This window comes from Tessaracoccus sp. MC1679 (assembly GCF_014164775.1).
Lineage (GTDB): Bacteria > Actinomycetota > Actinomycetes > Propionibacteriales > Propionibacteriaceae > Arachnia.
In genome coordinates, this window is the sequence record NZ_JACJGB010000002.1 from 181541 (window position 1) to 206961 (window position 25421).

The 25421-nt window shown below is 70.6% G+C and carries 27 protein-coding genes and 1 riboswitch; of the genes, 11 read left to right on the forward strand and 16 right to left on the reverse strand.

Annotated features, from left to right (window positions below):
- Positions 1 to 186: 186 nt before the first annotated feature.
- The 11 genes from H5398_RS03970 to H5398_RS04020 form a co-directional block, all read right to left on the reverse strand.
- On the reverse strand, positions 187 to 1641 hold the full coding sequence (locus tag H5398_RS03970) for a hypothetical protein (protein ID WP_182799097.1): 1455 nt from the start codon (positions 1639 to 1641) through the stop codon (positions 187 to 189).
- A gap of 3 nt (positions 1642 to 1644) precedes the next feature.
- The gene (gene ccsB / locus H5398_RS03975) at positions 1645 to 2556 is read right to left on the reverse strand and encodes a c-type cytochrome biogenesis protein CcsB (RefSeq protein ID WP_370586044.1); all 912 of its coding nucleotides are present in this window, start codon (positions 2554 to 2556) and stop codon (positions 1645 to 1647) included.
- On the reverse strand, positions 2553 to 4142 hold the full coding sequence (locus tag H5398_RS03980; RefSeq protein WP_182799098.1) for a cytochrome c biogenesis protein ResB: 1590 nt from the start codon (positions 4140 to 4142) through the stop codon (positions 2553 to 2555). Before H5398_RS03980 ends, ccsB begins: the two co-directional genes overlap by 4 nt.
- Positions 4112 to 4822, reverse strand: a complete 711-nt coding sequence (locus H5398_RS03985) for a cytochrome c biogenesis CcdA family protein (protein WP_182799273.1) — start codon at positions 4820 to 4822, stop codon at positions 4112 to 4114. The genes H5398_RS03980 and H5398_RS03985 overlap by 31 nt, the downstream gene beginning before the upstream one ends.
- A 41-nt stretch (positions 4823 to 4863) precedes the next feature.
- Positions 4864 to 5415, reverse strand: coding sequence for a TlpA disulfide reductase family protein (locus H5398_RS03990; protein ID WP_182782177.1), 552 nt, complete (start codon positions 5413 to 5415; stop codon positions 4864 to 4866).
- Positions 5412 to 6074 (reverse strand): histidine phosphatase family protein, encoded by a 663-nt coding sequence (locus H5398_RS03995; RefSeq protein WP_182782176.1) that lies wholly within the window; start codon positions 6072 to 6074, stop codon positions 5412 to 5414. Before H5398_RS03995 ends, H5398_RS03990 begins: the two co-directional genes overlap by 4 nt.
- A 4-nt stretch (positions 6075 to 6078) precedes the next feature.
- Positions 6079 to 7677, reverse strand: a complete 1599-nt coding sequence (locus H5398_RS04000) for a uroporphyrinogen-III synthase (protein WP_182799099.1) — start codon at positions 7675 to 7677, stop codon at positions 6079 to 6081.
- A 15-nt stretch (positions 7678 to 7692) separates the two neighbouring features.
- Positions 7693 to 7992, reverse strand: a complete 300-nt coding sequence (locus H5398_RS04005) for a glutaredoxin family protein (protein ID WP_182782174.1) — start codon at positions 7990 to 7992, stop codon at positions 7693 to 7695.
- Positions 7992 to 8093 (reverse strand): 30S ribosomal protein bS22, encoded by a 102-nt coding sequence (locus H5398_RS04010; protein ID WP_002550589.1) that lies wholly within the window; start codon positions 8091 to 8093, stop codon positions 7992 to 7994. Before H5398_RS04010 ends, H5398_RS04005 begins: the two co-directional genes overlap by 1 nt.
- Positions 8094 to 8199: 106 nt before the next feature.
- On the reverse strand, positions 8200 to 8997 hold the full coding sequence (gene proC / locus H5398_RS04015; protein WP_182782173.1) for a pyrroline-5-carboxylate reductase: 798 nt from the start codon (positions 8995 to 8997) through the stop codon (positions 8200 to 8202).
- Positions 8994 to 10013: an aspartate-semialdehyde dehydrogenase gene (locus H5398_RS04020; protein ID WP_182782172.1), complete on the reverse strand. Its 1020-nt coding sequence runs from the start codon at positions 10011 to 10013 to the stop codon at positions 8994 to 8996. The genes proC and H5398_RS04020 overlap by 4 nt, the downstream gene beginning before the upstream one ends.
- A 117-nt stretch (positions 10014 to 10130) precedes the next feature.
- On the opposite strand from H5398_RS04020, the gene H5398_RS04025 reads away from it, so the two are divergent.
- From H5398_RS04025 to H5398_RS04035, 3 genes are read left to right on the forward strand one after another with little or no spacing between them, the layout of a single operon-like run.
- Positions 10131 to 10670, forward strand: a complete 540-nt coding sequence (locus H5398_RS04025; RefSeq protein ID WP_182782171.1) for a universal stress protein — start codon at positions 10131 to 10133, stop codon at positions 10668 to 10670.
- Positions 10667 to 11107 (forward strand): CrcB family protein, encoded by a 441-nt coding sequence (locus tag H5398_RS04030; protein WP_220489120.1) that lies wholly within the window; start codon positions 10667 to 10669, stop codon positions 11105 to 11107. Before H5398_RS04025 ends, H5398_RS04030 begins: the two co-directional genes overlap by 4 nt.
- Complete coding sequence (locus H5398_RS04035) at positions 11104 to 11469, forward strand: CrcB family protein (protein WP_182782169.1); 366 nt, start codon at positions 11104 to 11106, stop codon at positions 11467 to 11469. Before H5398_RS04030 ends, H5398_RS04035 begins: the two co-directional genes overlap by 4 nt.
- Before the next feature lie 11 nt (positions 11470 to 11480).
- Here H5398_RS04035 and H5398_RS04040 read toward each other — a convergent pair whose 3' ends face one another.
- From H5398_RS04040 to H5398_RS04050, 3 genes are read right to left on the reverse strand one after another with little or no spacing between them, the layout of a single operon-like run.
- Entirely contained in the window at positions 11481 to 12275 is a 795-nt protein-coding gene (locus tag H5398_RS04040) for a CPBP family intramembrane glutamic endopeptidase (protein WP_370586045.1), read from the reverse strand.
- Positions 12272 to 13180, reverse strand: coding sequence for a proline dehydrogenase family protein (locus H5398_RS04045; RefSeq protein WP_182799100.1), 909 nt, complete (start codon positions 13178 to 13180; stop codon positions 12272 to 12274). The genes H5398_RS04040 and H5398_RS04045 overlap by 4 nt, the downstream gene beginning before the upstream one ends.
- Positions 13167 to 13979 (reverse strand): sugar phosphate isomerase/epimerase, encoded by an 813-nt coding sequence (locus H5398_RS04050; protein ID WP_182799101.1) that lies wholly within the window; start codon positions 13977 to 13979, stop codon positions 13167 to 13169. The genes H5398_RS04045 and H5398_RS04050 overlap by 14 nt, the downstream gene beginning before the upstream one ends.
- 80 nt (positions 13980 to 14059) lie before the next feature.
- Between H5398_RS04050 and H5398_RS04055 the strand changes: the two genes are divergently transcribed.
- Genes H5398_RS04055 through H5398_RS04065 form a run of 3 tightly spaced genes read left to right on the forward strand, consistent with a single transcriptional unit; the run spans position 14060 to position 17248 of the window.
- Positions 14060 to 14695: a VOC family protein gene (locus H5398_RS04055; protein WP_182782166.1), complete on the forward strand. Its 636-nt coding sequence runs from the start codon at positions 14060 to 14062 to the stop codon at positions 14693 to 14695.
- A gap of 35 nt (positions 14696 to 14730) precedes the next feature.
- Positions 14731 to 16116: a DNA repair protein RadA gene (gene radA, locus H5398_RS04060; protein WP_182782165.1), complete on the forward strand. Its 1386-nt coding sequence runs from the start codon at positions 14731 to 14733 to the stop codon at positions 16114 to 16116.
- A 7-nt stretch (positions 16117 to 16123) separates the two neighbouring features.
- Entirely contained in the window at positions 16124 to 17248 is a 1125-nt protein-coding gene (locus H5398_RS04065) for a HEAT repeat domain-containing protein (protein ID WP_182782164.1), read from the forward strand.
- Here the strand turns inward: H5398_RS04065 and H5398_RS04070 are convergent.
- Entirely contained in the window at positions 17191 to 17958 is a 768-nt protein-coding gene (locus tag H5398_RS04070) for a HEAT repeat domain-containing protein (protein WP_182782163.1), read from the reverse strand. The two genes, H5398_RS04065 and H5398_RS04070, sit on opposite strands and share 58 nt — an antisense overlap.
- Before the next feature lie 132 nt (positions 17959 to 18090).
- Here H5398_RS04070 and H5398_RS04075 point away from each other — a divergent pair, with 132 nt between their 5' ends.
- The 5 genes from H5398_RS04075 to H5398_RS04095 all read left to right on the forward strand — a co-directional run bounded on the left by H5398_RS04075 (position 18091) and on the right by H5398_RS04095 (position 24683).
- A complete protein-coding gene (locus H5398_RS04075) occupies positions 18091 to 19776 on the forward strand; it encodes an AarF/ABC1/UbiB kinase family protein (protein WP_182799102.1) in 1686 nt (561 codons plus the stop codon).
- Between the two features lie 26 nt (positions 19777 to 19802).
- Complete coding sequence (disA, locus tag H5398_RS04080) at positions 19803 to 20840, forward strand: DNA integrity scanning diadenylate cyclase DisA (RefSeq protein ID WP_182799103.1); 1038 nt, start codon at positions 19803 to 19805, stop codon at positions 20838 to 20840.
- Between the two features lie 52 nt (positions 20841 to 20892).
- Positions 20893 to 20998, forward strand: a riboswitch (TPP riboswitch).
- A gap of 30 nt (positions 20999 to 21028) precedes the next feature.
- The gene (locus H5398_RS04085) at positions 21029 to 22075 is read left to right on the forward strand and encodes a thiamine ABC transporter substrate binding subunit (RefSeq protein WP_182799104.1); all 1047 of its coding nucleotides are present in this window, start codon (positions 21029 to 21031) and stop codon (positions 22073 to 22075) included.
- On the forward strand, positions 22054 to 23718 hold the full coding sequence (locus H5398_RS04090) for an iron ABC transporter permease (protein WP_182799105.1): 1665 nt from the start codon (positions 22054 to 22056) through the stop codon (positions 23716 to 23718). The genes H5398_RS04085 and H5398_RS04090 overlap by 22 nt, the downstream gene beginning before the upstream one ends.
- Complete coding sequence (locus H5398_RS04095) at positions 23712 to 24683, forward strand: ABC transporter ATP-binding protein (protein WP_182799106.1); 972 nt, start codon at positions 23712 to 23714, stop codon at positions 24681 to 24683. The genes H5398_RS04090 and H5398_RS04095 overlap by 7 nt, the downstream gene beginning before the upstream one ends.
- Before the next feature lie 14 nt (positions 24684 to 24697).
- On the opposite strand, the gene pgsA is transcribed toward H5398_RS04095, so the two are convergent.
- On the reverse strand, positions 24698 to 25300 hold the full coding sequence (gene pgsA, locus H5398_RS04100) for a phosphatidylinositol phosphate synthase (RefSeq protein ID WP_182782157.1): 603 nt from the start codon (positions 25298 to 25300) through the stop codon (positions 24698 to 24700).
- Between the last annotated feature and the right edge of the window lie 121 nt (positions 25301 to 25421).

A 25421-nucleotide genomic window follows, 5' to 3' on the forward strand; every position in this document is an offset into this window, starting at 1 on the left:
AAGGGGACGGTCCTCGCCGCTCCGCGGGCGGCCCTCCTCAGGGAGCGAAACAGACAGGGCACGCCGCTCCGCGGGCGGCCCTCCTCAGGGAGCGAAACAGACGGTCCACGCCGCTCCGCGGGCGGCCCCCCTCAGGGAGCGAAGGGACGGGCGGCCCTCCTCAGGGGACGATGGGCTCGGGCCGCGCTAGCGAACGCGGATGGACTTGTTCTCCGAGGAAACCGTCGGAGGGGTACCGCCCCGCACGCTGGCGCTCAGATCGTAGTCGCCCGGCTGCAGCTGAAGGCTGACCGACCACACCCGCCAGCCGTCGGAGTTCACGCCGGTCGAGGTCTGAGCGGAGGTCTCGGCCACGACCCGGTCGGTGTCGATGTCCGTGATGCGGACCACCGGGACTCCCCAGCCGGGCTTGACGGTGCCGACGATCACCACCGGTCCGGGCGCGAGCCGGGCGGCGTTCTTCGGTGAGGTGATCCACAGCGACGGCATCGGGCCGAGTCCCGTGCGGGTGAAGCCGGCCTCGCTGATGAGCTCGGCGGGGGGCGGTCCGCCGTCAGAGAGGAACTGGACCCTCAGCTCGGGGTCCCCCATGATCTCCGAGGCCGTGTACACGACCTGGTTGCGGGCCCTGGCCGTGAGTTCCGGGGAGGTCAGGTCCGCGAACGCATCGCCGGAGAGATCCACGATGAGCGTCTCCCCGGACATCTCGGTGCCGATGAGCTGGCCGGGACCCCAGGCGGACTCGTAGTCGGGATCGAGCGGCGCGAGGGTCAGGAGCGCCGTGAGCGCACCCTCCACCAGGTTGGGGCTGGCTGGAAGATCCCGGAGCTCCTGGAACAGCTTCCCGTCCTGGCGGTCCACGTAGTAGAGCGGAACGCCGCGGACCTGCGCCGGCAGCGACGCGGCGGCCGCCGCCGTCGGGGACACTGTGGGGGCCGGGGAGCCGGCCTCGGTGGTGGCTGCGGTGGGGCGCGTCAGCGCCGCCAGCCCCAGGCCCGACAGCACGGCCACCATCGTGATCAGCGCCACCACCTTCGGGCCGAGGCCCGAGGTGCGCAGCGAGGTCAGGTTCAGCAGCTCACCCTCGAGGGTGTCGGTTCCGGGCGCCTGGACGAGGCGGGCGGCTGACCGGAGTGCGGCCGTGACCTCCTGGGACAGCGACTCGAGCACTCCGGGGAAGGTTCCCGGCGCAGGGTCGCCCACGCGGGCCCGCAGCGTCTCCAAAGCCACCTCAAGCCGCTGGTTGCACCCATTCACCGACATCCGCATGATTCCGGCCAGCTCGGGGCCGAAGACGGACAGGTAGTGGCTGACGATGAGGAGCTCGGCCATCCGCGGGGGCATCGCCGAGATGGCGCGGAGGACCTCCTGTTGCCTGGCCTCCGCGACGTCTGGAAGCTGGATGGGCGCCTGCGCGGGCCGGACGGCGTGGGCAAGGTGGACCACGTGCTCGTGCAGGAACTCGACGCGCTCCACCGGATCGATGAGCCGGTGACCCCGCCGGTGGAGGGCCAGCAGAGCACTGCGCACGATCCGCCCGGACTGTTCTTCGGCGTCGAGGAGCACGACGAGACGGTGCAGGGTGGCCCCCTGCTCCTCGTACACCCGGACGAGCCAGTCCAGGTCCTCCTCAGACGCCACGGCTCAGATGCCCGCGTACGAGTGGAGGCCACTGAACAGGAGGTTGACCCCGATGAAGTTGAACCAGAAGGTGACCAGCCCGAGGAGCGCGATGATGGCGACGGGGCGGCCTCGCCACCCGGCCGTCGCGCGCGCATGCAGGTAGGCGACGTAGACGATCCAGGTGATGAAGGACCACGTCTCCTTGGGGTCCCAGTTCCAGAACCGTCCCCACGCGTACTGCGCCCAGATGGCGCCCGCGGCGATGGTGAACGTCCACAACGGCACGGCGAAGGCGTGCAGTCGGTAGGAGATCAGGTCCAGCTTCTGGGCGGTGGGCACCTTGGCGAGGTAGCCGTTGATCACGGTCCCCCGGGCGGCGGCCCGCCGCTCCGCTGCGTCTCGGACGAGGAAGAGAGCGGACGCGACGGCTCCCACGTTGAACGCCGCGCCGGAGATGGCTGCAGCCACGATGTGGATGACGAACCACACGCTGTGCAGCGCGGGCACCAGCGGCGACACCTCGACGTAGAACTGGGTCACGGCCAGGCCGAGGCCGACCGTGAAGAGCAGGGTGAGCCCGAGCCCGAGCCAGCGCATGCCGAAACGGGCGACGCAGAACAGGTAGATGATCACCGCGAACGCGAGGGCGGAGGTGACGAACTCGTACATGTTGCCCCACGGTGGGCGCTCCGCGGCGACACCGCGCAGGACCACCGCGCCCACGTGCAGCAGGGCTGAGATCACTGTGGCTGCTACCGCCAACCGCCCCCACAGGTCCACCCTCGTGCGTTGGGTGTCCTCAGAACCATCGGCTGGCCTGGCGGGTGCGAGCCCTCGGGCCGACGCCCACTCCAGCGCATGGAGGGCGAAGGCGAGGAGGTACCCGACGGCCGCGTAGACCATCGCGGTGTAGGACCATTCGGACAACGTCACGTCTCGGGTCCCTCCTTCATCTGCTGGCTGGGCGCGCCCCCATTGTGCACACGATCTGTCACGGAGGCCAACACGCCGGCCACCTCGTCGTCGAGTCCGCTGGCCGCGTCCGCGCGGTCCAGGCCACCTGCGAGCGCCTCGCCGTCGACGATTCTGACGAACAGGCGACGGGGCCGGACGATGAGCGACACCGACAGGCCTGCCACCCCCACGATCAGCGAGATGAGCGTCATGGTGTTGCCTGGTGTCTGGCTGACCTGCAGCTTCACCCAGCGGTCCCAGCCGTCGAAACTGATGGATCCCAGCCCCTCCGGCAGCGCGAATCCGGCGCCCGGCAGCATCCTGGCCCGCAGCACCTCTCCGTCGTCTCCCTGCACGGGGGCGAGGCCGGTGGTGGTCAATGTGTAGACGCTCTCGGGAACACCGGTCTCCTCCGCGGGGGGCCCGGACCAGGCGTTGAGGTAGACCTCCGGGCTGAGCGCGTCGGGGAAGACCGAGTGGGGGCCGGTCTCGTCCAGCACGGCCGTCGGGAAGAAGAAGGCCTCGAACGCCAACCGCTGAGGGCGGGCGTCGGGCACCTTGATTACGCCCACCGACGCGAAGTTGCCGTCCTGGGGCAGGAAGACCACCGGGCCGCTGAAGGCCACGTCCCCGTTGCCGTCGGTGACCGTGAAGGCGGGTGCGTAGCCGTGTCCGATCAGGTTGACCTGCGTCCCACCGCTGGTGATGAGCGGCTCGTTGACTGTCAGCAGCGCGTCGCGGGCGCCGGAGGAATCCTCCAGCACCACGTCCGCGTCGAACTGACGGGCCGCCCCCCGCTGCACCTCACCGGTCTCGAAGGCGACGCGGAACTGCTCGATGCCGACCGAGAAGGGCTCCAGCCCGTCGGTGTCCACCAGGGAGCCGGAGGTGAAGTCGTCGTACTGGGTGATGACGTTGGCGAAGGCGCGGCCTTCGACCACGACGACGGTGCCGTGGAATCCCCACAGGTTGGACCAGGCCATGCCGATCAGCATCGCCACCAGGGATATGTGGAAGATGAGGTTGCCGGCCTCGCGGATGTAGCCGCGTTCGGCCGACAGCCCGTCATCGAAGCGCCGGACCCGGTACCGCTTGGACCGCAACCACTGTTCCCCGGCGTCGAGCGCCTGAGCGGTGGGTGCCTCGAGGGTGCCACGGCCGGTGGCGGGAAGCCTCTCGATCCGCGCGGGCAGCGACGGCGGCGGCTTGCGCACAGCGTCCAGGTACTTGCTGATCCGCGGGAGGATGCACCCGATCAGCGAGACGAAGAGAAGCAGATAGACGGCTGAGAAGGCAGGCGAGGTGTAGACGTCGTAGAACCCCAATGGCTCGAAGATCGAGTCCCAGAACGGGTTGGCGCGCTTGAAGTCCAGCACTGAGATGGGGGAGGCGCTCTGTTGGGGGATCATGGAGCCCGGGATGGCGGCCAGGGCCAGCAGGAAGAGCATCATGAGGGCGGTCCGCATCGAGGTCAACTGCCCCCAAGCCCACCTCACCAGCTCCACCGGGCCCAGCGCCTTGCGCGACCCCTCAGTCACAGGATGGTTCCGAAGCTCGAAGCCCATTGGCGCAGCACCGCGATGAGCGCGTCCCACCAACCCACCACCATGGCGAGACCCACCACCATCATCGCGACGCCGCCCAACCGCTGCAGCAGCTGCCCGTGGCGCTTCATCCACTCGAAGCGGGGCGCCAGCGCGGTGAACGCGACGGCGAAGGCGAGGAAGGGGATGCCCAGGCCAAGCGCATATGCGAAGGCCAGGATCCCGCCTCTGGCCGCAGACCCCTCGTTGAGGGCCAGGGTCAACACCACCGAGAGCGCGGGGCCGATGCACGGCGTCCAGCCCAACCCGAAGACCATCCCCAGGAGGGGCGATGCCCACACCCCGAACCTGGGCGCCACGCTCGGGCGCCATCCGCTGGGGACCGGTAGCCAGCCCGCGAACCCCGCGCCGAGCACCATGATGATCACGCCGAGCGCCACCGTGATGGCCCTGGCGTTGGTCAGCAGGGCGGCCCCGACGCCCCCGATGAGAGCACCGGTGAGGACGAAGACAATTGAGAAACCCAGAATGAAGCCGAGTGTTCCACCCACGAGGAGCCGCTTGGATGCGGTTCCTCCCGTGATTTGGGCCGAGCCCAGGCCTGAGGCGTAGGACAGGTAGCCGGGGAGCAGCGGCAGCACGCAGGGGGACGCGAACGACACCAGCCCGGCCAGCATCGCCACCGGGATGGCCACCAGCATGGACGACGTCAGGGCAGTCCCCGCCCAGGACTCGAGGAGGATCACCCGCCGGCCTCCACATCGGCGACGATACCCGTGAGCGTGGTGGCGTCCACCTCACCCAGCACCCGGGCCGCGACACGCCCCTCGGAGTCGATGACCACGGTGCTGGGGATGGCCTTGGGAGGCAGCTGCCCGAATCCGAGCAGCAGTTCACCGTCCGGATCGAAGATGCTGGGGTAGGTGAGGCCGAAAGCCCGTTCGAAGGCCTGCGCCGGGGCCACATCGAGGTCACGGGTGTTGAGGCCGATGAAGGAGACGTCCTCGCCCAACTCCCGTGCGGCCTCCACCAGCTCGGGCGCCTCGGCCCGGCACGGGGCGCACCAGGACCCCCACACGTTGACCACGATGATCTTCCCGGTGTGGTCCGCCGTCGAGACCTCAGTCCCGTCAAGGGCCGTCCCGGCGAGTGTGGGCGCCGGTTGGCGCGCCTCTGCGGGCACGATCGTGACCGTGCCGTCGCCGCCCTCGAAGCCGACTCCGTCAGAGGATCCCTGCGCGCCACAGCCCGCCAGGAGCACGGTGGCGGCCCCTGCGACGAGGAGAAGCCTCACGTGCCGACCTTGAACCGCCGACCACGCACGGCGGGCAGGAGGTGCGCGACAGGCTCGGCGTAGTCCACCGCCGTCACGACGCCGTCGCGGAGCGTGAAGCTGGTCACGGAGCACAGGGTGCACTGCCGGCGGCGCGGGTCGTGGACCAACGGCCGGCCCTCCGCGTCGCTGCGGGCGATCCAGATGGGCAGCTGGTGGCTCACCACGAGCGCCTGCCCACCGGGGCCGGCGGCGAGGGCGGCATCGGAGATGGCGGCCCTCATCCGGGCGACGACCTGCGTGTACGGCTCGCCCCAGCTGGGCTGCAGCGGGTTGCGCATGTGCCAGAACATCCTGGGGTCCCGAAGTGCGCGGTTCCCCTTGCCGAACACCATGCCCTCGAACTTGTTGTCTGCCTCGATCACCCGCTCGTCTGTGGTGACGTCCAGCGCGGGAAAGAGTGCGGCGGTGGGAGCCATGGTCTCCTGCGCACGCTGGAGGGGCGAACAGCGCAGATGGGTCAAGGGCACGTCTCGCCAGTGTTGCGCCATCCGGGCCGCCATCCGTTGCCCGAGCTCTGAGAGCCCGAAGCCAGGGAGGCGCCCGTAGAGGACGGCGCCGGGATTCTCCACCTGTCCGTGCCGCATGACGTGCACGATCGTTGCGTCTGCCACGCCCATCACCCTAGTCTGCCGGGGCAACTACCTTGCGCCGCTTGCGGCGCTTGCGCTGCGAGGGCTTGCTGACCGGGAGACCGGCCGCCAGCTGATCCGCGCGCCTGCGGTCCGCGAAGCGGGCAAGCGCCTCAGCCAGTGATTCGAAGGTGGGCGCGTCTGCGATCACGTCCACGCGGAGCCCGTGCATCTCGCAGGCCGCGGCGGTGGCGGGGCCGATCGCCGCCACCACCGTGGCCGGGTGCGGCTTGCCGGCGATGCCGATCATGTTGCGCACGGCCGTGGCGGAGGTGAAGACGACGGCGTCGTACATGCCCGTCTTGATGTCGTCGCGGACCTCAGGCGGCGGCGGGGCGGCCCGGACCGTGCGATAGGCGGTGACCTCCTCCACCTCCCAGCCCAGGCGGCTCAGACCGACGAGGAGGGGCTCCACCGAGACGTCGGCCGAAGGAACCAGGACCCGGTTGAGTGGGTCGATGAGATCGTCGTAGGCGGGGAACTCGTTGGCCAGCGCGCCGGTGGTGTTCTCGACGACCGGGGTGAGGTCCGCCACCAGGCCCAGCCGGCCGAGCGCCTCCACCGTGCCCCTGCCGACGGCGGCGAGGCTGATCCCGGACAGGGCGCGGGAGTCCAGGCCGTACTCAGTCAGCCGCTCGGCGATGGCGGCGACGGCGTGCGGCGAAGTGAGCACCAGCCACAGGTAGCGGCCGTCCACCAGCCCGCGAACGGCCTTCTCCATGCCCTGCTCGGCGCGGGGCGGCTCGATGGACATGGTGGCCACCAGCTCGGTGGCGGCACCGTAGTGCGCCAGTTCCTCGGTGAGCGAGGACAGATCGTCCTTGGTTCGGGGGGCGATGACCCGCCAGTCGAACAGGGGCTTGCCCTCGAACCAGGCGTAGCGCTGGCGGCGCGCCTCCTCGATCCCGGGCCCGACGATGAAATAGCACTCGGCGGCGGCGACGTGGTCCACCTCACCCCAGGTGAGCACCTCGCTGACCTGCGCCGTCGTGCCGACACCCACGAGGCTGAGGCACTGCCCGTCGCGCCCGTACCGCGTGGCGGCCTGCTCGGCCACGGCGCGCGCCAGGGAACCGGCGGCGCGCACGATCAGCGTCTTGGCCGAGGGCCAGTCATCGATGTGTGGGACTTCCACCCTGGCGTCCAGGGCGGCGAACGCGGCGGTGGCGGTGACGCCGCCGAACGACAGCGCGGCGCTCCAGCGGTTGACGCCAGGCACCACGTTCGCGCGGATGCCGGCCGTGGCAAGGACCTCCGGAAGGACGCCACCGGCGTCGGCATCGGTGAAGTAGTCCCCGGCGTGCAGCCGCACCACGCGACGCCCCCGCGCGACGGCGCCGAGGATCTCGGCAACCTCGTCGTCTCCCCCTGCCAGCCGCACTTCGGCGTGCGCCGGAACCATGGCCTTGATCTGCTCAACGTCCGCGGCGGGGTCCACGATGAGGAGGTCCGCGAAACGCATCGCCCGCGACCCGGACAGCGTGAGTAGACCAAGGTCAGCGGGGCCCGAGCCGACGAACGTGACCGACCCACCGGTCGGTTCGAACTCCGGCGGACTTGCCGGCGAGGTCGGTTCCAGGGAATCGGTCACTTCGATCATTTCCGTTCAGGGCTGGTCGGCGAGCGACGAGATCCAATCGACTGGCGTGTCCCGGGGAGTACGCGAGGCGAGAGCCACACGCAGTGCGTCGTCGTCGACGAACCAGTAGCTGAGTAGCTCCCGGTCCACGAATGTGACGGGCACATGGTCTGTGAATCTGGCTTGGAGTGAGCCGATGGAATCTATGTCCACGGCACGCCAGGCCACCCCGAGGTCCTCGCAGGCGCTGCGCACGACCGCTTCGGCATCCACGCAGAGGTGGCATCCGGAGCGGGTCAGCAGCAGAACCCGTGAGGGTGCTGCCACTACTTGCCGGCGCGACGACGCTGGATGCGGGTCTTCTTCAGGAGCTTGCGGTGCTTCTTCTTGGCCATGCGCTTGCGACGCTTCTTGATGACAGAGCCCACTGTGTGCCTTTCATTACCGGATGATCCGGGTGCCTTCGATGTGCCTGGCCACGTTGGGCCAGACTCTGAATCTTAACCGCTCTTGGGGAGTATCGACCAATCCCTCTCAGCGGGCCATGGCGCGGCCGCGCTCGGCGCAGGCCTCCATCGCCGCCAGGAACGCCGCGCGGACCCCGCGATCATCCAGCACTCGGAGCGCGGCGGCGGTGGTACCGGCGGGCGAGGTGACCTGTTCGCGCAGCTCGACGGCCCGCGACCCTGTGGCGAGCAGGGCCGCCGATCCGACGAAGGTCTGCACCACCAGCTCACTTGACTGCTGGCGCGTGAGGCCCTGGTGGACCCCCGCCTCGATCATCGCGTCCGCCACGTAGAAGAGGTAGGCCGGGCCGGAGCCTGAGACGGCGGTGAGCGCGTCGATCTGGGTCTCCGGAATGACGATGCTGCGTCCAACCGCGTCCATCAGCGCGGAGACCGCCTCAACCTGCTCCGCCGAGGCGTGGTGCCCGGGCACCACCCCGGCCATCCCCTGCCCCACGAGCGCGGGCGTGTTGGGCATCACGCGGACGACGGCGGCCCCCTCGGGCAGGCCGGCCTCGAGCTGCGCGATCGGCGTGCCGGCGGCGATCGAGACCACCAGTGGCACGTTCCCCCGCACCTCGATGCGGCTCGACAGCTCCTCCAGCACCCCGTCGATCTGGTGCGGCTTGACCGCCAGCACCACGACATCGGCGACGGCGGCCTCGGACAGCGGGACCGCCCGGACCCCGTGTGCGGCGGTGACCGCGGCGGCCCGCTCCGCGGAGGGCTCGACGACGGAGAGGTCCGCCGGCCGATGCCCTGCGGCGAGCCATCCCGCGAGCAGCGCCTCGCCCATCGCCCCTGCGCCGATCAGAGTCAGCTTCATCGGATCAGCAGCTCAGCGATCTGGATGGCGTTGAGGGCAGCGCCCTTGCGCAGGTTGTCGTTGCTGATGAACAGCACCAGACCGCGCCTGCTCTCCACGCTCTGGTCCTGACGGATCCGGCCGACGAACGAGGCGTCAGCGCCCGCGGCCTGCAGCGGGGTGGGCACATCCACGAGCGTCACTCCCGGCGCCTTCACCAGCGCCGCGCGGGCCTCCTCGGGGGTGATGTCCGCGGCGAAACGGGCGTGCACCGACAGCGAGTGGCCAGAGAAGACGGGGACGCGCACGCAGGTGCCGGCAACCCGCAGCTGCGGCAGGTGCAGGATCTTCCGGGACTCGTTGCGCAGCTTCTTCTCCTCGTCCGTCTCACCCTCGCCGTCGTCGACGAGGCTGCCGGCCAGCGGCACCACGTTGTAGGCGATGGGGGCGACATAGGGGGCCACATCTGATGGGTGGAATGCCGCGCCGTCGTGGGCGAGGACGCGGGGGTCCTCGATCTGGCCCAGCTGCGAGGCGAGCGCCTCGACGCCCTTCACTCCCGACCCGGAGACGGCCTGGAAGGTGGTCACCTGCAGCGACTCGAGGCCCGCTGCGTCGTGGAGTGCCTTGAGGACCGGCATGGCGGCCATCGTGGTGCAGTTGGGGTTGGCGATGATGCCGAGCTCCGCCTGCCCGACGTCCTCCGGGTTGACCTCGGAGACCACAAGCGGGACCCGCGGATCCATCCGCCAGGCCGACGAGTTGTCCACGACGGTGGCGCCGGCCTCGGCCACGCGCGGCGCCCACAGCTTCGAGGTCGACCCACCGGCCGAGAACAGGGCCACGTCCAGGCCGGCGAAGTCCGCCGTCTCGATGTCCTCGACGACCACCTCTCCCGCACCCCAGGGCAGCGCCCTGCCCGCCGACCTCGCCGAGGCGAAGTAACGGATCTGCTCAACCGGGACATTGCGCTCCGCCAGGAGGCGACGCATGACGCCGCCCACCTGCCCGGTCGCGCCGAAGACTCCAACACGCATGGGCGGAAGTCTACGACGACACCGCCTGAGCGCGACATGTCGTGTCCAGTGCCTCGCCATTCCCGCCTGTCCACTGGGTAGTGTTCGCCTCGTCGGGTCTGAGAGAAGAGGTCGACGATGAAGCAGGTTCCCCAACCACATCCGTCGCGCATCACGCCCTTCAGCAACCATTGCGTCGTCGTCGGAGTGACGCCGGAGCAGCCGGCGGTGGTGCTGTTGACCGCCGCTGAGCTGGCCCGGGCGCAGGGAGGTGTCCTGTACTGCGCCTATGCGGACCCCGGCCGGGTCGTCGAACGCGAGTTCCCCGATGGCACCGTGGAGCACAGCGACATGGACCCGGACATGTCCGACGACGAGGAGTGGCGGCGGCGCCAGGAGACGCTGCTGGCCGCGGTCGGGGAATCGATGGCCGGCAGCGATGTGCGCTGGGAGTTCCGGTACCTGGCCGGCCGCGCGGATCGGGCGCTGACCCATCTCGCCAGGGCGGTCGACGCAGCGGTGATCGTCGTCGGCACCGGGCGTCCCGGGCGGAGCGGGCGTTTCCATGGCCTGCTCGACGCCGCCGTCGGCACGCACCTCGTCCACCACCAGCACCGCCCGGTGCTCACGGTGCCCACTTCGGTGGTGGACTGGAAGACACCGCTGGAGTGGCGGTGACCCCACCCTCCTCGTCGCTGCCCGCCTACCTGCGGCCCTCCCTCCTCGGTCTGGTCACCCTCGGCGGCGCGGCCGGCACGACGCTACGCTCCGCCCTGGAGTCCGCCTTCGGGGCGGGCGCCGGCGAGTTCCCGTGGGCCACGTTCGCCATCAACGTCTCGGGCGCGCTGATCCTCGGCGCCCTCCTCGAGGCGCTTGCCCTGGTGACGGCTGACAGCGGGCGAAGGAGGGCGCTGCAGCTCGCGCTGGGCACCGGGCTCCTCGGCGGTTACACCACCTACAGCACCTTCATCCTGGAGGCGGTCGCGCTGGGGCGCGGTGGAGACCTGCCCCTGGCCATGGCCTATGCCGGTGCCAGCGTCGCCGCCGGGTTCCTGGCCGCCAGCGCGTCGATGGCGCTCGTGCGCCGGGCGGTCGCGGCTGGGCGGCGGGCATGATTCCGCTCTGGGTGGCCCTGGTCGGCGGCCTGGGCGCGGCGGCACGCTTCATGCTCGACGGGGTCATCACGGCAAGGCTGAGCCGCTCGCTACCCACCGCCACGCTCATCATCAACGTGACCGGCTCGTTCCTGCTGGGCGTCGTGACTGGGTGGGCCGCCGGAGGGGCCGAGGCCGTGCGCGCCGTCGCGGGGATCGGCTTCCTGGGCGGCTTCACCACCTTCTCCACCGCCAGCGTCGAGCTGGTGCGCGTGGTGCGCGTGGGCCGCGCCCCCGCGGCGGTGGCGCTGGGGGTCGCGATGCTCCTGTTCAGCGTCGCGGCCGCCCTGATCGGCCTGGCCGTCGGCGCGGCCATCCGCTGAGCGCCAGAGGGTCAGCGGCCGATCCAGGCGAGCAGTACGGGCAGCAGGGGGGCGCCGACGAAGGCGACGATGTCCAGCAGCGAGTGCGTGATCACCAGCGGCATCACGCGCCTGATCTTCAGGTACAGCCATCCGAAGGCCAGGCCCATCACCAGGTTGCCCACGAAGCCGCCGAAGCCCTGGTAGAGGTGGTAGCCGCCGCGGATGAAGGCGCTGACCACGACGATGACCCACATCCGGCCGCCCGTCTGGGCCCACCTGGTGAAGAGGTAGCCGATCATCAGCACCTCCTCCAGCACGCCGTTCATCACAGCCCGGAGCACAAGCACGGGAACGGTCCACCAGTTCGCGGCCAGGTTGGCCGTGCTCACCTGGGTGTTGATGCCGATCTCGACGGCGAACACGTAGAACGCCAGCCCCGCGACCCCGATCACGGCGAACACGCCGAACCCCCAGGCCAGGTCGAAGCCGGGGCGCCGCAGGTCGAAGCCCATCACGCGCCAGGGCCCCTCCTCCGGGCGGTGCTGCGTGGCGAGCAGGTACAGCGCCAACGCCACCGGCACCAGCGGAAACGTCATCCACGCGAGCTGGTAGGCGAGGTCCAGCCAGGGCCTGTCCGGAGTCGCGCTGTTGTTGATGGAGGTGGTCTGCTGGTTGAGCGGGATGGGCCTGGTGAGCTTCTCGATGATCGAGAGCAGGGCGTAGATCGCCGACTGCCCCAGCGAGAGCAGCAGCACGATGACCATCTCGGTGCGCAGGAGGCGGCGGGTGGACGGCTCGACCGCGAGCGCCGAGTGCGCCGTCACCGCTTGTCCGAGATGGCCCGCAGGTAGCTGTACAGCGTCCTCGGCCGGGCGGCGATCCGCGTGGTGAGGTACTCGAACCAGGCCGGCCCGAACGGCACGTAGGTGCGGGAGCGGTAGCCAATGTCCGTGAGGCGGCGCTGCTCGAGCGGGCGGACGCCGTAGAACATCTGGAACTCGAAGCCGTCCCGGCCGACGGCGTTGCGTCGGGCCAGGTCCTGCGTGATGGCGATCATCGTCGGGTCGTGGGACGCCACCATGGCGTAGGCGTGGTCCTCCATGGCGCGGCGAACGCACCTCACCAGGGCCAACGACTTCTCGTGCTCATGGCGGTAGCCCTCGGCCTTCGGCACCGGATAGGACCCGACGCAGAGCCGCACCCGTGCCCCGTCGGCGCCGATCCGCTCCAGGTCACGTTCGGAACGCCGGATGTCGGCGGGCAGGGTCAGCCCGATCCGGTCGCAGCCGGCGCGGGCGGCGCTCCACAGCCGCAGGGTCTCGTCGTATCCCTCGGTGCCCTGCATCTCCAGGGTGACGACGGCACCGCTGGCCGTGGTGACGCGGCAGAGATCCTCGAGGCGGGCGCGGGCGCTGGCTGGACTGTCGCGGAGTCCGAGCGAGGACGGCTTCACGGAGATCTCGACGCCTTCGGCGCCCTCCCCCAGCGCGTCCAGGGCCCGGCAGAGCATGTCCGTGGTCTCCGCCTCGTCGTCGGAGCTGGGAAGGTAGGCCAGCGATACCAGCAGCCCCTGCCCCTGGAGCCGCCGCGTCACGGCCACCGCGTCGTCGATGGCCTCACCCGCCACGTAGGAGCTGGCGAAATCCAGCGCCGCCCCGGAGGCCATGGCGGACTCCTGCACCCGCCGAGACCTGATCACACCCCGTACCGCGCTGTTAAGACGCGACATCGACCCTCCTGGCAGAGCCCTTCGCCAGCACCTTCCGGATGGAGGCCAGCGAATCCGCCAACATCTCCTCCCGTTCGTGCCGCGACCGCGCCCGGCGGCTGGAGATCTCCAGCACGATATGGCCCGGGAACCCCTGTGCCGCGAGTTCCTCCACGAGGGTCCACGCGTGCTGATCGCCCTCCCCCGGCAGGAGGTGCTCGTCCTTGAGGGAGCCTCGACCGTCGGTGAGATGCACGTGAGCCAGCCGATCCCCCCACGCGTGCATGAGGTCCAGCGACTGGCGCTGCGACGTGGACGCGTGGCTGAGGTCCAGCGTCAGGTGGTCGTAGTCATAGACAGTTGGGTCCCAGCCGGGGAGATAGGCCTGGAAGTGGCCGGCGGGCGTCCGCCACGGGTACATGTTCTCGACGGCGAACTTCACCGGGGACTCCGCGTTGAGGCGCTTGATGCCGGTCACGAACTCGGCGCCATACTCGCGCTGCCAGCGGAACGGCGGGTGGACCACGACGGTGTCTCCGCCGAGACGCTGCACCGCCTCACCGGAGCGCCTCAGCTTGTCCCACGGGTCCGAGCCCCAGGTGCTCTGGGTGACCAGGAGGGTGGGGGCATGCACGGACAGCACGGGCACCCCGTGGTAGGCGGAGAGTTTCTCGACGGCGTCGACATCGGTGGAGAGGGCATCGACGCCGACCATGAGCTCGACGCCGTCGTAGCCGAGCGACGCGGCCAGCTCGAACGCGCTGGCAGAAGCCTCCGGAAAGACGGAGGTGGTCGAGAGCAGGACCTTCGACGTGGACACACCGCAACACTACCCGCCGGAGCCCCGGACCGGCTGAGCCCGATTAGTTGTTTAGCACTGGTCAGGGCAAGAATGGGCCCATGCACGTCGACCATCTGATCTTTGCGACAGGCCCCGACGGCCTCAAGGCTGAGGCATCGCGGCTCGCCGATGCACTGGGTACGGAGTACAAGGACGGCGGTTTCCATCCGCGTTTCGGTACCCGCAACCACATCATCCCGCTGGCTGACGCCCGCTACATCGAGGTGGTCGAGGTCCTGGACCACCCGGCCGCAGACAAGGCCGCCTTCGGGCAGGCCGTTCGGGCCCGCTCAGAGATGGGCGGCGGATGGATGGGCTGGGTGATCAGCGTTCCGGACATCGCGCCCTACGAGCAGCGCCTCAACCGCTCCGCCGTGCCAGGTCTGCGCCACTTCCCGGACGGACGCCGTCTGGAGTGGGTCCAGATCGGGATCCGCGGTCTCATCGCGGACCCGCAGCTGCCGTACTTCCTTGAGTGGAAGAGCGACGACTCGCTCCGCCCTGCCGCGCTCCGCGGCGAGGTGCGCCTGACGTCGCTGCAGATCTCGGGCTCCGCGGATCGCCTCTCGGAGTGGCTGGCGATGCCGGTGGCCGACGAGATCGACGGCATCAGCCTGGACCTCGTGGCCCCGCACGGCACGCCCGGAATCTCCAACGTGACGTTCGAAACTCCCCAGGGCACCGTCACCATCTGACCCGATGTGTCGGAGGGGGCACCTAAGCTCTCAGCGTGGCAAAAAAGCAGGACACCTATCACTGCACCGAGTGCGGATGGACGAGCGTGCGCTGGGTCGGCAAGTGTGGTGAATGCCAGGCCTGGGGCACGGTGGCCGAGCGCGGGGCACCCAAGCTGAAGCAGGTGTCGTCCTCCGTTCCCATGGACGCGGCCGTGCCCATTTCGCAGGTACCCACGGACACGGCCCAGAGACGCCTCACCACTATCGCCGAGCTGGACCGGGTGCTCGGCGACGGCATCGTGCCGGGATCGGTGATTCTGCTGGCAGGCGAACCCGGGGTCGGCAAGTCCACGCTGCTGCTGGACGTGGCGGCCAAGTGGGCAAGGTCCGGACAGCGCACTCTGTACATCTCGGGTGAGGAGTCGGCCTCCCAGGTGCGGCTGCGGGCCGAGCGCACGGGATCCGTCGCGGACGAGCTCTACCTGGCCTCCGAGACGGATCTGGGCACGGTGCTCGGCCACGTGGAGAGCGTCCGTCCCAGCCTGCTCGTGGTGGACTCGGTCCAGACCATCGCCACGGCTGAGGCCGAGGGAGCGCCCGGCGGCCCCGCGCAGGTGCGGGAGGTCACGGGCGCGCTGGGCAGGGTGGCCAAGCGCGAGGACATGGCCGTGATCCTGGTGGGACACGTCACCAAGGACGGCGCCATCGCCGGCCCGCGCACCCTCGAGCACCTGGTGGACGTGGTCCTCACCTTCGACGGGGACAGGCATTCGGGGTTCCGGATGGTGCGGGCCACGAAGAACCGCTTCGGCCCCGCGGACGAGGTGGGGTGCTTCGAGATGAGCGAGAGGGGCATCGTCGAGGTACCGGACCCGTCCGGGCTGTTCACCACAGAGCACAACGAGCCGACGCCGGGCACCTGCGTCACGGTGACCATGGAAGGCAGGAGGCCGCTGCTCGCCGAGATCCAGGCGCTGGTGGCGCCGTCGCCCTACCAGTCCTCCCCGCGGCGCACCACCCACGGCCTGGACAGCTCGAGGATCGCCATGGTGCTGGCGGTGCTGGAGCGGAAGGTTCGCCTCCCGCTGTCCCAGCACGACGTCTACGTCTCCACCGTCGGCGGGGCGCGGGTCACGGACCCCTCTCTGGACCTCGCAGCCGCGATCGCGATCGCCTCGGCCGCCGTGGACTGGCAGTACCCACGCAGGCTGATCGCGCTGGGCGAGGTGGGACTCGCGGGTGACCTGCGGAGGGTGCCGGGCGTGGAGCGGCGGCTCGCCGAGGCGGCCAGGCTGGGCTTCGAGCTCGCCCTGGTACCGAGGGGCTCACGGGACGTGACGGTCAAGGTCCCCCGGCTAGGCGGGTTGAAGGTGACCGAGGTGGGCTCTCTGGCGGAGGCGATCGAGACGCTGGCCCTTCACGTCTCCGGGCAGGGTTGAGGCCGAGGTGGAGGCGCTGCGGATCGGGGAGATTGCCCGGCGCACGGGGTTGTCGCCCCGGACGCTGCGCCACTACGACCAGCTCGGCCTGCTGGTCCCCAGCCAACGGTCGACGGGTGACTACCGGCTGTACTCCCATGAGGACCTCGTGCGGCTCCTGGCCATCGCGCACCTCAAGTCGCTCGGGCTCTCACTCACCGAGGTGCGCAGCGCCCTGGACGATCCGGCCTTCGACGCGGCGACCCTCCTCCAGCAGCACATCGAGGCTCTCGAGCGCAGGATCGTGGCCGAGCAGGAGCTGCTCGCCAGGCTGAGGGGGCTGACGACGGCGGCCGAGGCCGGCTGGGACGAGGTGCTGGATGCCATCGCATTGAGCGAACGGTTACGGCATCCGGATGCGGCGGTCCGCTTCCGAGCGGCGCTGTCCAGCCACGAGGCCGCCCCCCTGGAAGACCTCGTCGAGATCCTGCGCAGCGATCCGGAGCCCGGCGTCCGTGAGGCCGCCACCTGGGCGATCACCCAACGCGGGCAGGGCTCGTCGGCCAAGCTGAGCGAGGCCCTGGCCACCGGAGACCGGGACGCCCGCCTGTCCCTGGCGCACGTCCTGGGCAAGCTCCGGGACCCGGGGGCGGTGTCGATGCTGGCCGGGCTGCTGGAAGACGAGGACGCCACCGTGGCGGCCAAGGCCGCGTTCAGCCTGGGACAGGTGGCCGGGCCTGGCGCGGTGGACGCGCTGACCAGGGCCCTCGCCGACCCCAGAGCCGCCGTCAGGGATGAGGTCGCGGCCTCGCTGGCCCGCCTCGCGGGCGCGGTGGAGCCGCTTCTGGCAGCCACGTCGGATCCCGCACCATTGGTCAGGGCGCTGGCGGCCGAGACGCTGGGCCTGATCCGGGCGCCCGCGAGCGTCGGGGCGCTGGCGGCCCTCCTCTCGGACCCGGACCGGGAGGTGCGCTTCGCGGCCCTGCTGGCGCTCGGTCAAATCGACGGTCAGGAGGCCGGGCGCGCCGTCGCGGGTGAGTTGGACTCACCGGATCAGCGCGCCCGGCTCCTCGCTCGGCGCCTCATGGCGGACCGTCAGGCCTTCGCCTTGGCGGACTCGGAACGGGCGGCCAGGAAGCGACCAGCCACCTGAGCGAGCAGTGCGTCACCGCCGTCGGCGATACGCGCCAGGGCGCCGTCGGACACCTCGCTGAGCTGCCCCAGTGCAGACACCGCATGCAGCGCGACGGTGGTGTCGCCGTCGTCGGCGGAGGCCTCCAAGGCGTCCACCGCTGGGTCGGCATGCGGTCCGCCGAGGTGGCCGAGCGCCTCCGCGGCGTGGGCCCGCACCTCGGCGTCGGGATCACCGAGGGCGGCCGTCAGCGCGGGAACGGCCTTCTCCCCCAGGCGGTGCATCGCGGTGGTGAGGGCGTCGCGTTGCAGCGCATCACCATCGCCCAGACGCTCGGCCAGCGCACCGGCCGCCTCGTGGCGCCCGGTGTTGGCCACAGCGCGGTAGGCCTTGATCGCCACGTCGGCGTGCTCGTCGCCGACGAGCGGACGGAGGCTCTCGAAGTGGGCAGGGTCGCCGATCTTGCTGAGCACGTGCGCACCGGCGCGTCGCTGGTCCGCCTCCGGGCTGGTCAGCATGGCCAGCAGGTCCGCCTCCGCCTCGTCGGCGTGCTGGACAAGGGCCCAGGTGAGGTCCTCGCGGACGCGGGGGTCGCGTTCGATCCGCAGCCGATCCAGGAGGGCCGGCGCGGCCGCGGCGTCCCGCGTGGCACCCAGGGCGAGGGCGGCGTGGCGCCGGGCGGTGCCATCGGTGCTGGCGAGGGTCTGGATAAGTGTCTGAACATCGGTCATGGCTCGACGCTAATCCTTGACGCTGCGTGAAGGTCAAAACGGTTCGCTGACGGAGGATTCCGTAGCCGGTTCACCCCGACCGGGGGGCCAGTCAGCAGTAGCGTGGAGCCAGACCGCCGCTCTCAGGAGAAAATGCCAGACCTCGCCATGATGACCCAGCTCGGCGGACTGCTCATCCGGCACCTCAAGGCGTTCAACACCGACGCTTCTCCGCTACCCGGCGAGTCCCCCGACGCCACACAGGCCGAGGACGCCGTGAAGTTCACCGAGGGGCTGGAGAAGCTCGGACCAACCTTCATCAAGTTCGGCCAGCTGCTGTCCACCCGCCAGGACCTGCTGCCCACCTCCTACACCGAGGCGCTCACCCGGCTGCAGGACAACGTCGATGCCGTCCCCGTCGAGGAGATCCGGCAGCGCATCGAGGACTCCCTGGGCGCCCCCGTTTCGACGCTGTTCGCGGAGTTCGACGACGTCCCGCTCGCCTCAGCCTCGCTCGCCCAGGCCCATCGGGCCGTCACCCGCACCGGCCGCGACGTGGTGGTCAAGGTGCTGCGTCCGGGCGTCCGGGAACGCGTGCGCAGCGACCTGGCCTCGCTGGCCGAGCTGGCGGACTTCGCCGACGCCAACACCGCCATCGGCCCCCGCCTGGGGGCGGCCAAGATGCTCGCTCAGTTCCGCCGGTCCATGGCCGACGAGTTGGACTACCGCAAGGAGGCCGCCAACCTCGACACCTTCCTGGAGCTCGTCGAGGACGAACCGGACCTCGTGGTCCCCGCCTACATCGCGGATTACTCCACCGACGACGTCCTGACCATGGAGTTCGTCCCCGGCAAGAAGATCACGGACGTCGGCCCGCTGGCGATGCTCGATGTCGACGGCGCCCGGCTGGCCGCCTCCCTGTTCCGCTTCATGCTCAGCGCCATGCTGATCGACGGCATCCTGCACGCCGACCCTCACCCGGGCAACCTGTTCCTCACGCCGGATCATCGGGTGGCGATCCTCGATGTCGGCATGGTGGTGCGGCTTCCACGGCGGCTCCGGAGCGCCATGGTCAAGCTGCTGGTCTCCATCGGTGAAGGCGACGGCGAGGGCGCCGCGACCATCCTGGCCGACATGTGTCACCCCACCGACGAGTACGACGCGGCGGCCTTCCGCGACGACGTCTCGCACCTGGTATCGGCGACGCTGTCCATGGGAGCAGACCTCCAGGCGGGCAGCGTGCTGATGCAGCTGGCCCGCGTCTCCGGCGTGCACGGCCTCCGCCCACCCGCGGAGATGACCCTGGTGGCCAAGGCACTGCTCAACCTGGACCAGGCCACGCAGCACCTGGACCCGCGCTTCACCCCCATCGAGGCCATCCAGGCAAACCTCCCCACCATCCTCACCGCCGGCCTGAAGCCCAGCGCCGGGCAGACCCTGCTCGGCACCATCGAGGGCAAGGAGTTCCTGGAGCGGCTCCCCCGCCGCGCCAACCGCCTGCTGGATTCCCTGACGGAGGGGGAGCTGGCGTTCACCGTCAACGCCTTCGACGAGAACCGCGTCCTGATGGTGCTGCAGCAGGTGGCCAACCGGCTGTCCACGGCCCTCATCCTGGCGGCCATCACGATCGCGGCCGCCCTCCTGATGTTCGCCGACGTCGGCCCGCGGCTCCTCGGATACCCGGCGCTCGGGATGGTCTTCTTCCTGCTCGCCGCCGTCGGTGGCCTCGTGATGGTGGCCACCATCCTGTGGCACGATCGGCCCTTCCGCCGCACGGTCAAGCGGACCGACCGGAGGGCTCGCCTCTCCGACGACGCGGGTGGCCCCTCGCGCACCTAGACTGGGCTGATCCACAAGGAGGTGTGTTGGCCAAGTCCACCGTTCGCCGCTACCTGAAGCTCCTCGCGCCCGGCACTCCACTGCGCGCCGGACTGGACCGCATCCTGCTGGGTCGCACGGGCGCACTGATCGTGCTGGGCAACAACTCCAAGGTGACGCAGGTGTGCTCGGGCGGGTTCCAGATCGGTGTGGAATGCACCGAGCAGGCGCTGCGGGAGCTGGCCAAGCTCGACGGCGCCATCATCCTCTCCACGGACCTCACCCGGATCATCGCGGCCGGGGTGCACCTGGTGCCGGCGGGTGACCTGCCCACCGCGGAGACCGGAACCCGGCACCGCTCGGCGGACCGCACCGCGCAGGCCGCCGGGGTGCCGGTGGTGACGGTGTCGGCCTCGATGTCGACCGTGTCGCTCTTCCTCGACGGCCGGCGCCACGTCGTCGAAACCGTCTCCCAGGTGATCAGCAGGGCGAACCAGACGCTGGCCACGTTGTCTCGGGTGGTCGCCCGGCTGGGTGACCTGATGGATCAGTTCACGGCCCTGGAGATCGGGGAGCAGGTGACCCTGCGCGATCTCGCCCACGTGGTCCACCGCCTGGAGCTGACCCGCCGGCTGTCCTCGGAGATGCAGTTCCACGCCGACGTCCTGGGGGTCGAGGGCCGGATGGTGGCGATGCAGCACGCCGAGCTCGCCTCCGCCTTCGACGGCGTGGCCGATCTGCTGACGGAGGACTACGCGCACAACCTGGAGGATCCCGCCGAGTTCGATCTGGCCCGCCTGCACAACTTCTCCACCGAGGAGCTGTTCAGTGGGGCGCTGGTCGCGCAGCGACTCGGCTTCGGGCCCAACCCCAACATGGAGCAGGCGGTCGCCACACGAGGTGTCCGCCTGTTGACCAAGGTGGGGCGCCTGCCGGCGCCCCTGGTGACCAGGCTCGTGGACCGCTTCACCATCCAGGAACTGTTCGCCGCCCCGCTGAGCGCGCTGCTCGAGGTGGAGGGCATCGGGCAGCTGCGGGCACGCCAGGTCCGCGACGCGATGTCGAGGATCGCCGAGATCAACTGACTGCACACGGCCGCGGACCAGTGGAGGAGCCCCCTGCCGCCGGTATAGGCTGGGGGCAACACAGGGGAGCGCCACGGGGCGCTGAGAGTGCGGGAAGTCCGCAGACCCTCAAACCTGATCCGGTTAGCACCGGCGTAGGGAGTGAGATCTCCTCGGCCCGGCCGAGCCTCCGAAAGGAGACAACCACCATGATCAGCACCAGCCGCGCCCTCGCAGCCGGGGCAGCCGTCCTGGCGCTCAGCGCCTGCGCAGGCGGCGAGCCCGCCACCACCGGAGCGCCGACGGCCACCACCACCGAGACCAGCTCACTGACCGTGTTCACCCACGACGCCTTCACCCTGCCCGACGAGCTGAAGGCCCGCTTCGCCGAGGAGACCGGCTACGAGGTCACCTACACCACCCCGGGCGACGCTGGCGCCCTGGTCAACCAGCTGATCCTCACCAAGGACTCCCCGCTCGGGGACGTGGTGGTGGGCGTGGACAACACGTTCGCGTCGCGGGCCTCCGAGGCGGGGGTCCTCGCCCCCTACACCTCCCCGGCATCCGCGTCGCTGCCCGAGGAGTTCCTCGCCACGGACCTCACCCCCTTCGACTACGGCGACGTCTGCATCAACGCGGACACCGTCTGGTTCGAGGCCAACGACCTCCTCCTACCGGTGACCCTCGACGACCTGGCCGAGCCCGCCTACAAGGACCTGCTGACGGTCACGAACCCGGCCTCGTCGTCGCCGGGCCTGGCCTTCCTCATCGCCACGGTCGGCGCCAAGGGCGACGGCTACCTGGATTATTGGCGGGCGCTGATGGACAACGGCGCCAAGGTGGCCTCGGGCTGGACGGAGGCCTACTACACGGACTTCTCCGGCGCCGACGGCAAGGGGCCACGGCCCCTCGTGCTGTCCTACGCCACCTCACCGGCCTTCACTGTCGCGGGGGACGAGTCCACCACCGTCGCGCTCCTGGAGACCTGCTTCCGGCAGGTCGAGTACGCGGGCGTGATCGCTGGGGCTGAGAACGCGGTGGGGGCCGGAAAGTTCATCGACTTCCTGCTCACCCCCGAGGTGCAGGCCGCGATCCCCGAGAACCTCTACATGTTCCCCGTCGTCCCTGGCACTCCCCTCCCCGAGCAGTGGGAGAAGTTCGCGGTGCTCCCCGACGAGCCCATCGACGTCCCGCAGTCCGAGATCGGAGCCAACCGCGACGAGTGGATCAGGGCGTGGACCGACGCCACCAGTTGAGCCGCGGGCTTTGGTGGGCGGGCTGGACGGTCGCGGCGGGGGTGCCGGCCGCCTTCCTGGCCGTCTTCTTCGCGTGGCCGGCCGCCAGCCTCGTCGCCCGCGGCCTCCACGACGGCTCGGCCTGGACGCTTGAGGGCTTCGCGTCGGTCTTCGGCTCCCCCCGCACGTGGGGGGCAGTGGGCTTCACGCTCGGCTCGGCGTCCCTATCGACGGTGCTCTGCCTCGCGCTCGGTCTTCCCGGCGCGCACCTGCTGTACCGTCGCCGCTTCCGCGGCCGAGACACGCTCCGCGCGCTGGTGACCATCCCCTTCGTGTTGCCGACGGTGGTGGTGGGCGTGGCGTTCGGGTCGCTGTTGCGCCCCGACGGGCTGCTCGGCTGGCTGGGCCTCGGCGGGACCGCCTCCGCGATCCTCGCCGCGATGGTCTTCTTCAACTACTCGGTGGTGGTGCGCACCGTCGGTACCTTCTGGGCCCGCGTCGACCCCCGGCTCACGCAGGCCGCTGCCACCCTCGGCGCGTCCCCGGCGCGGGTGCTGGTGACGGTGACCCTCCCCACCCTGGCGCCCGCGCTGCTGTCGTCGGCCTCGCTGGTGTTCCTGTTCAGCGCCTCCTCCTACGGGATCGTGATGGTGCTGGGCGAGACCCGGTTCCGCACGATCGAAACGGAGATCTGGTTCCTCACCACTCAACTGCTGGACCTCCCGGCGGCGGCGGCCCTGTCCGTGGCGCAGCTCGTGATCGTCACCGCGACACTCTGGCTCAGCGCCCGGGCGCAGGCCCGCATGACGCGGGCGCTGCGCCTGCAGCCCGACGTGGTGACGGCCCGCCCGCTCGCGCTGCGCACAGACTGGCCGGCGGCCGCCCTCACGCTGGCCGTCGCCGTCGTGCTGCTGGGCCTCCCGCTGGCCAACCTGCTCTGGCGCTCCCTGCATGTCGGCGGGCAGCTCAGCCTCGGCAACTTTGCGCTCCTGGGCGACACCGGCGGACCCGGGGCCGGGGTGTGGGGTGCGCTGCGCACCACCGTCATGACCGCGCTCACCGCCACGGCCATCGCCCTGACGCTCGGCATGCTCGTGGCGTTGGTGGCCTCCAGGCGCCCGCGCCGCCGCCGCGGTCGGCACGCCCTGGCCGCCCTGGAGGGGCTGTTCCTGCTGCCCTTGGGGGTCTCCGCGGTCACAGTCGGCTTCGGCTACCTGATCACGCTGAACCGGCCGCCGCTGGACCTGCGTTCGAGCATCGTGCTGATCCCCATCGCCCAGGCCGTGGTGGCCCTCCCCCTCGTGGTGCGGACGCTGCTGCCCACCCTGCGCGCCATCGATCCCCGGCAGCTGGAGGCCGCCGCGACACTCGGCTCCACGCCTCTCCAGGTGCTGCGACGGATCGAGCTGCCCCACCTGGCGCGGGGGCTCGGGCTGGCCACCGGGTTCGCGTTCGCCACGTCGCTGGGCGAGTTCGGGGCCACCTCCTTCCTGGCGCGTCCCGACAATCCCACCCTGCCGGTGCTGATCTTCAGGGCCTTCGGCCGCCCGGGCGCCGAGAACTACGGCCTCGCCCTGGCCGCCTCGGTGCTCCTGGCAGTATTGGCGGGAATCACCATGGCGCTCGCGGAACGCGTGCGGCCGAAGGAGGTAGCCACGTGGTAGCACTCGAGGTTCGAGACGCCGTCGTGCGCTACGGCGACACGGTCGCGGTCGACGGCGTATCCGTGGCGGTGCCGCGGGGAAGCGTGGTCGGCCTCCTGGGGCCGTCGGGGTCCGGGAAGTCGACCCTCCTGCGCGCCATCGCGGGGCTCGAGCCGCTCGTGGCCGGTTCGGTGTCCTGGGAGGGGCAGGATCTCGCCGGCACCAAGGTGCACCAGCGCAACTTCGGGCTCGTCTTCCAGGACGCGCAGCTGTTCCCCACCATGACGGTGGGCAGGAACATCGCCTACGGGCTGGGGCGGCTGGCACGCGAGGAACAGCGCGCGAGGGTGGCGGAGATGCTGGAGCTGGTGGGGTTGCCCGGTTACGAGCAGCGCCGCCCCACCGAGCTGTCCGGGGGCCAGGCCCAGCGGGTGGCGCTGGCCCGCTCGTTGGCGCCGTCGCCGCGCGCCCTACTCCTCGACGAGCCGCTCTCTGCGCTGGATACCGGGCTGCGCCGTCGCCTGGCCGACGATCTGGCCAGGATTCTGCGCGAAACCCACACCACCGCGGTCTACGTGACCCACGACCATCAGGAGGCCTACACCATCGCCGATTCGGTGGCGGTGCTGCACGAGGGCAGGCTCCTGCAGATGGCCGACCCCGAGGCGCTGCGCAGCGCGCCCTCCTCCAAACAGGTGGCGGCGTTCCTGGGCTACCGCGCGTTCGTGACCGAGCACCAGGCGCGGGAGTTGGGATGGCACGGCTCGCTGCCGGTGGGCTTCGTGCTCGGCGTGGGGCCGAGCTCGTTGGTGCTGGACGACTCGGGCGTGGACGTGGAGGTCGTGGATCAGGGGTACACCGTCGACGACGTCGAGATCGGGGTGCGCCTCCCTGACGGTCAGCGGGCCACCGTGTCCTCGCCCGATCGGATCCACGAGCCGACGGTGCGGGTTCGCCTCATCGGCGGCGCCGTCACCCCGGCCTGACCGCCGCCACTGCCTCAGCTGCCGGCCGAGGCCACCCACGCCGCCCGGACGCGCTGCCCCACCGTGACGGCGCTTCCCGCCGCCACGGCCGCCAGCCCCGCCGCCAACACCCACGACGGCGCGCCGAGCCCGACTGCCAGGGTCGCGGCGCCCGCCACCACGAGCCTGTCGCTGCGCTCGAAGATGCCCACCGCCATCTCCCAGCCCTCCGCCTCTCCACGGGCCCGGGAGTAGGACACCGCGAAGCCGAAGACGAGGCAGGCCAACGCCAGCCAGAGGATAGTCGGCTCGGCGTTGGCCGCCGCCCAGATCACGAGCCCGGCGAAGACCGCGCCGTCTGCCACGCGGTCCGCCGTGGAGTCCAGGAACGCCCCGAAGCGGGTGACCCTGCCTCCCTGGCGAGCCATGGTTCCGTCGAGGCCATCGGCGAGCAGCAGCACTCCGACGACGATCACCCCGAGCACCAGGTCGCCCTTGGGGAGGAACCAAAGCGCGGCCGCGCAGACCCCTACGGTGCCGCCGACGGTGACCGCCGTCGGCGAGACGCCGAGCCTGAGGAGCAGCCGGGCCAGTGGGGTCAGGGCGCGCCCGTAGGCACCGCGGAGGAAGGACAGCACCCCACCAGACTAGTGAGGTCCGCACCACCCGAACCCGCGGCACCCACTGACCTGACTTCCACAACTACTCCTGATCGGCCGGGCTGAGGGGCTTGTCGGGGCTGGTTTGGGTGCCGGTTTT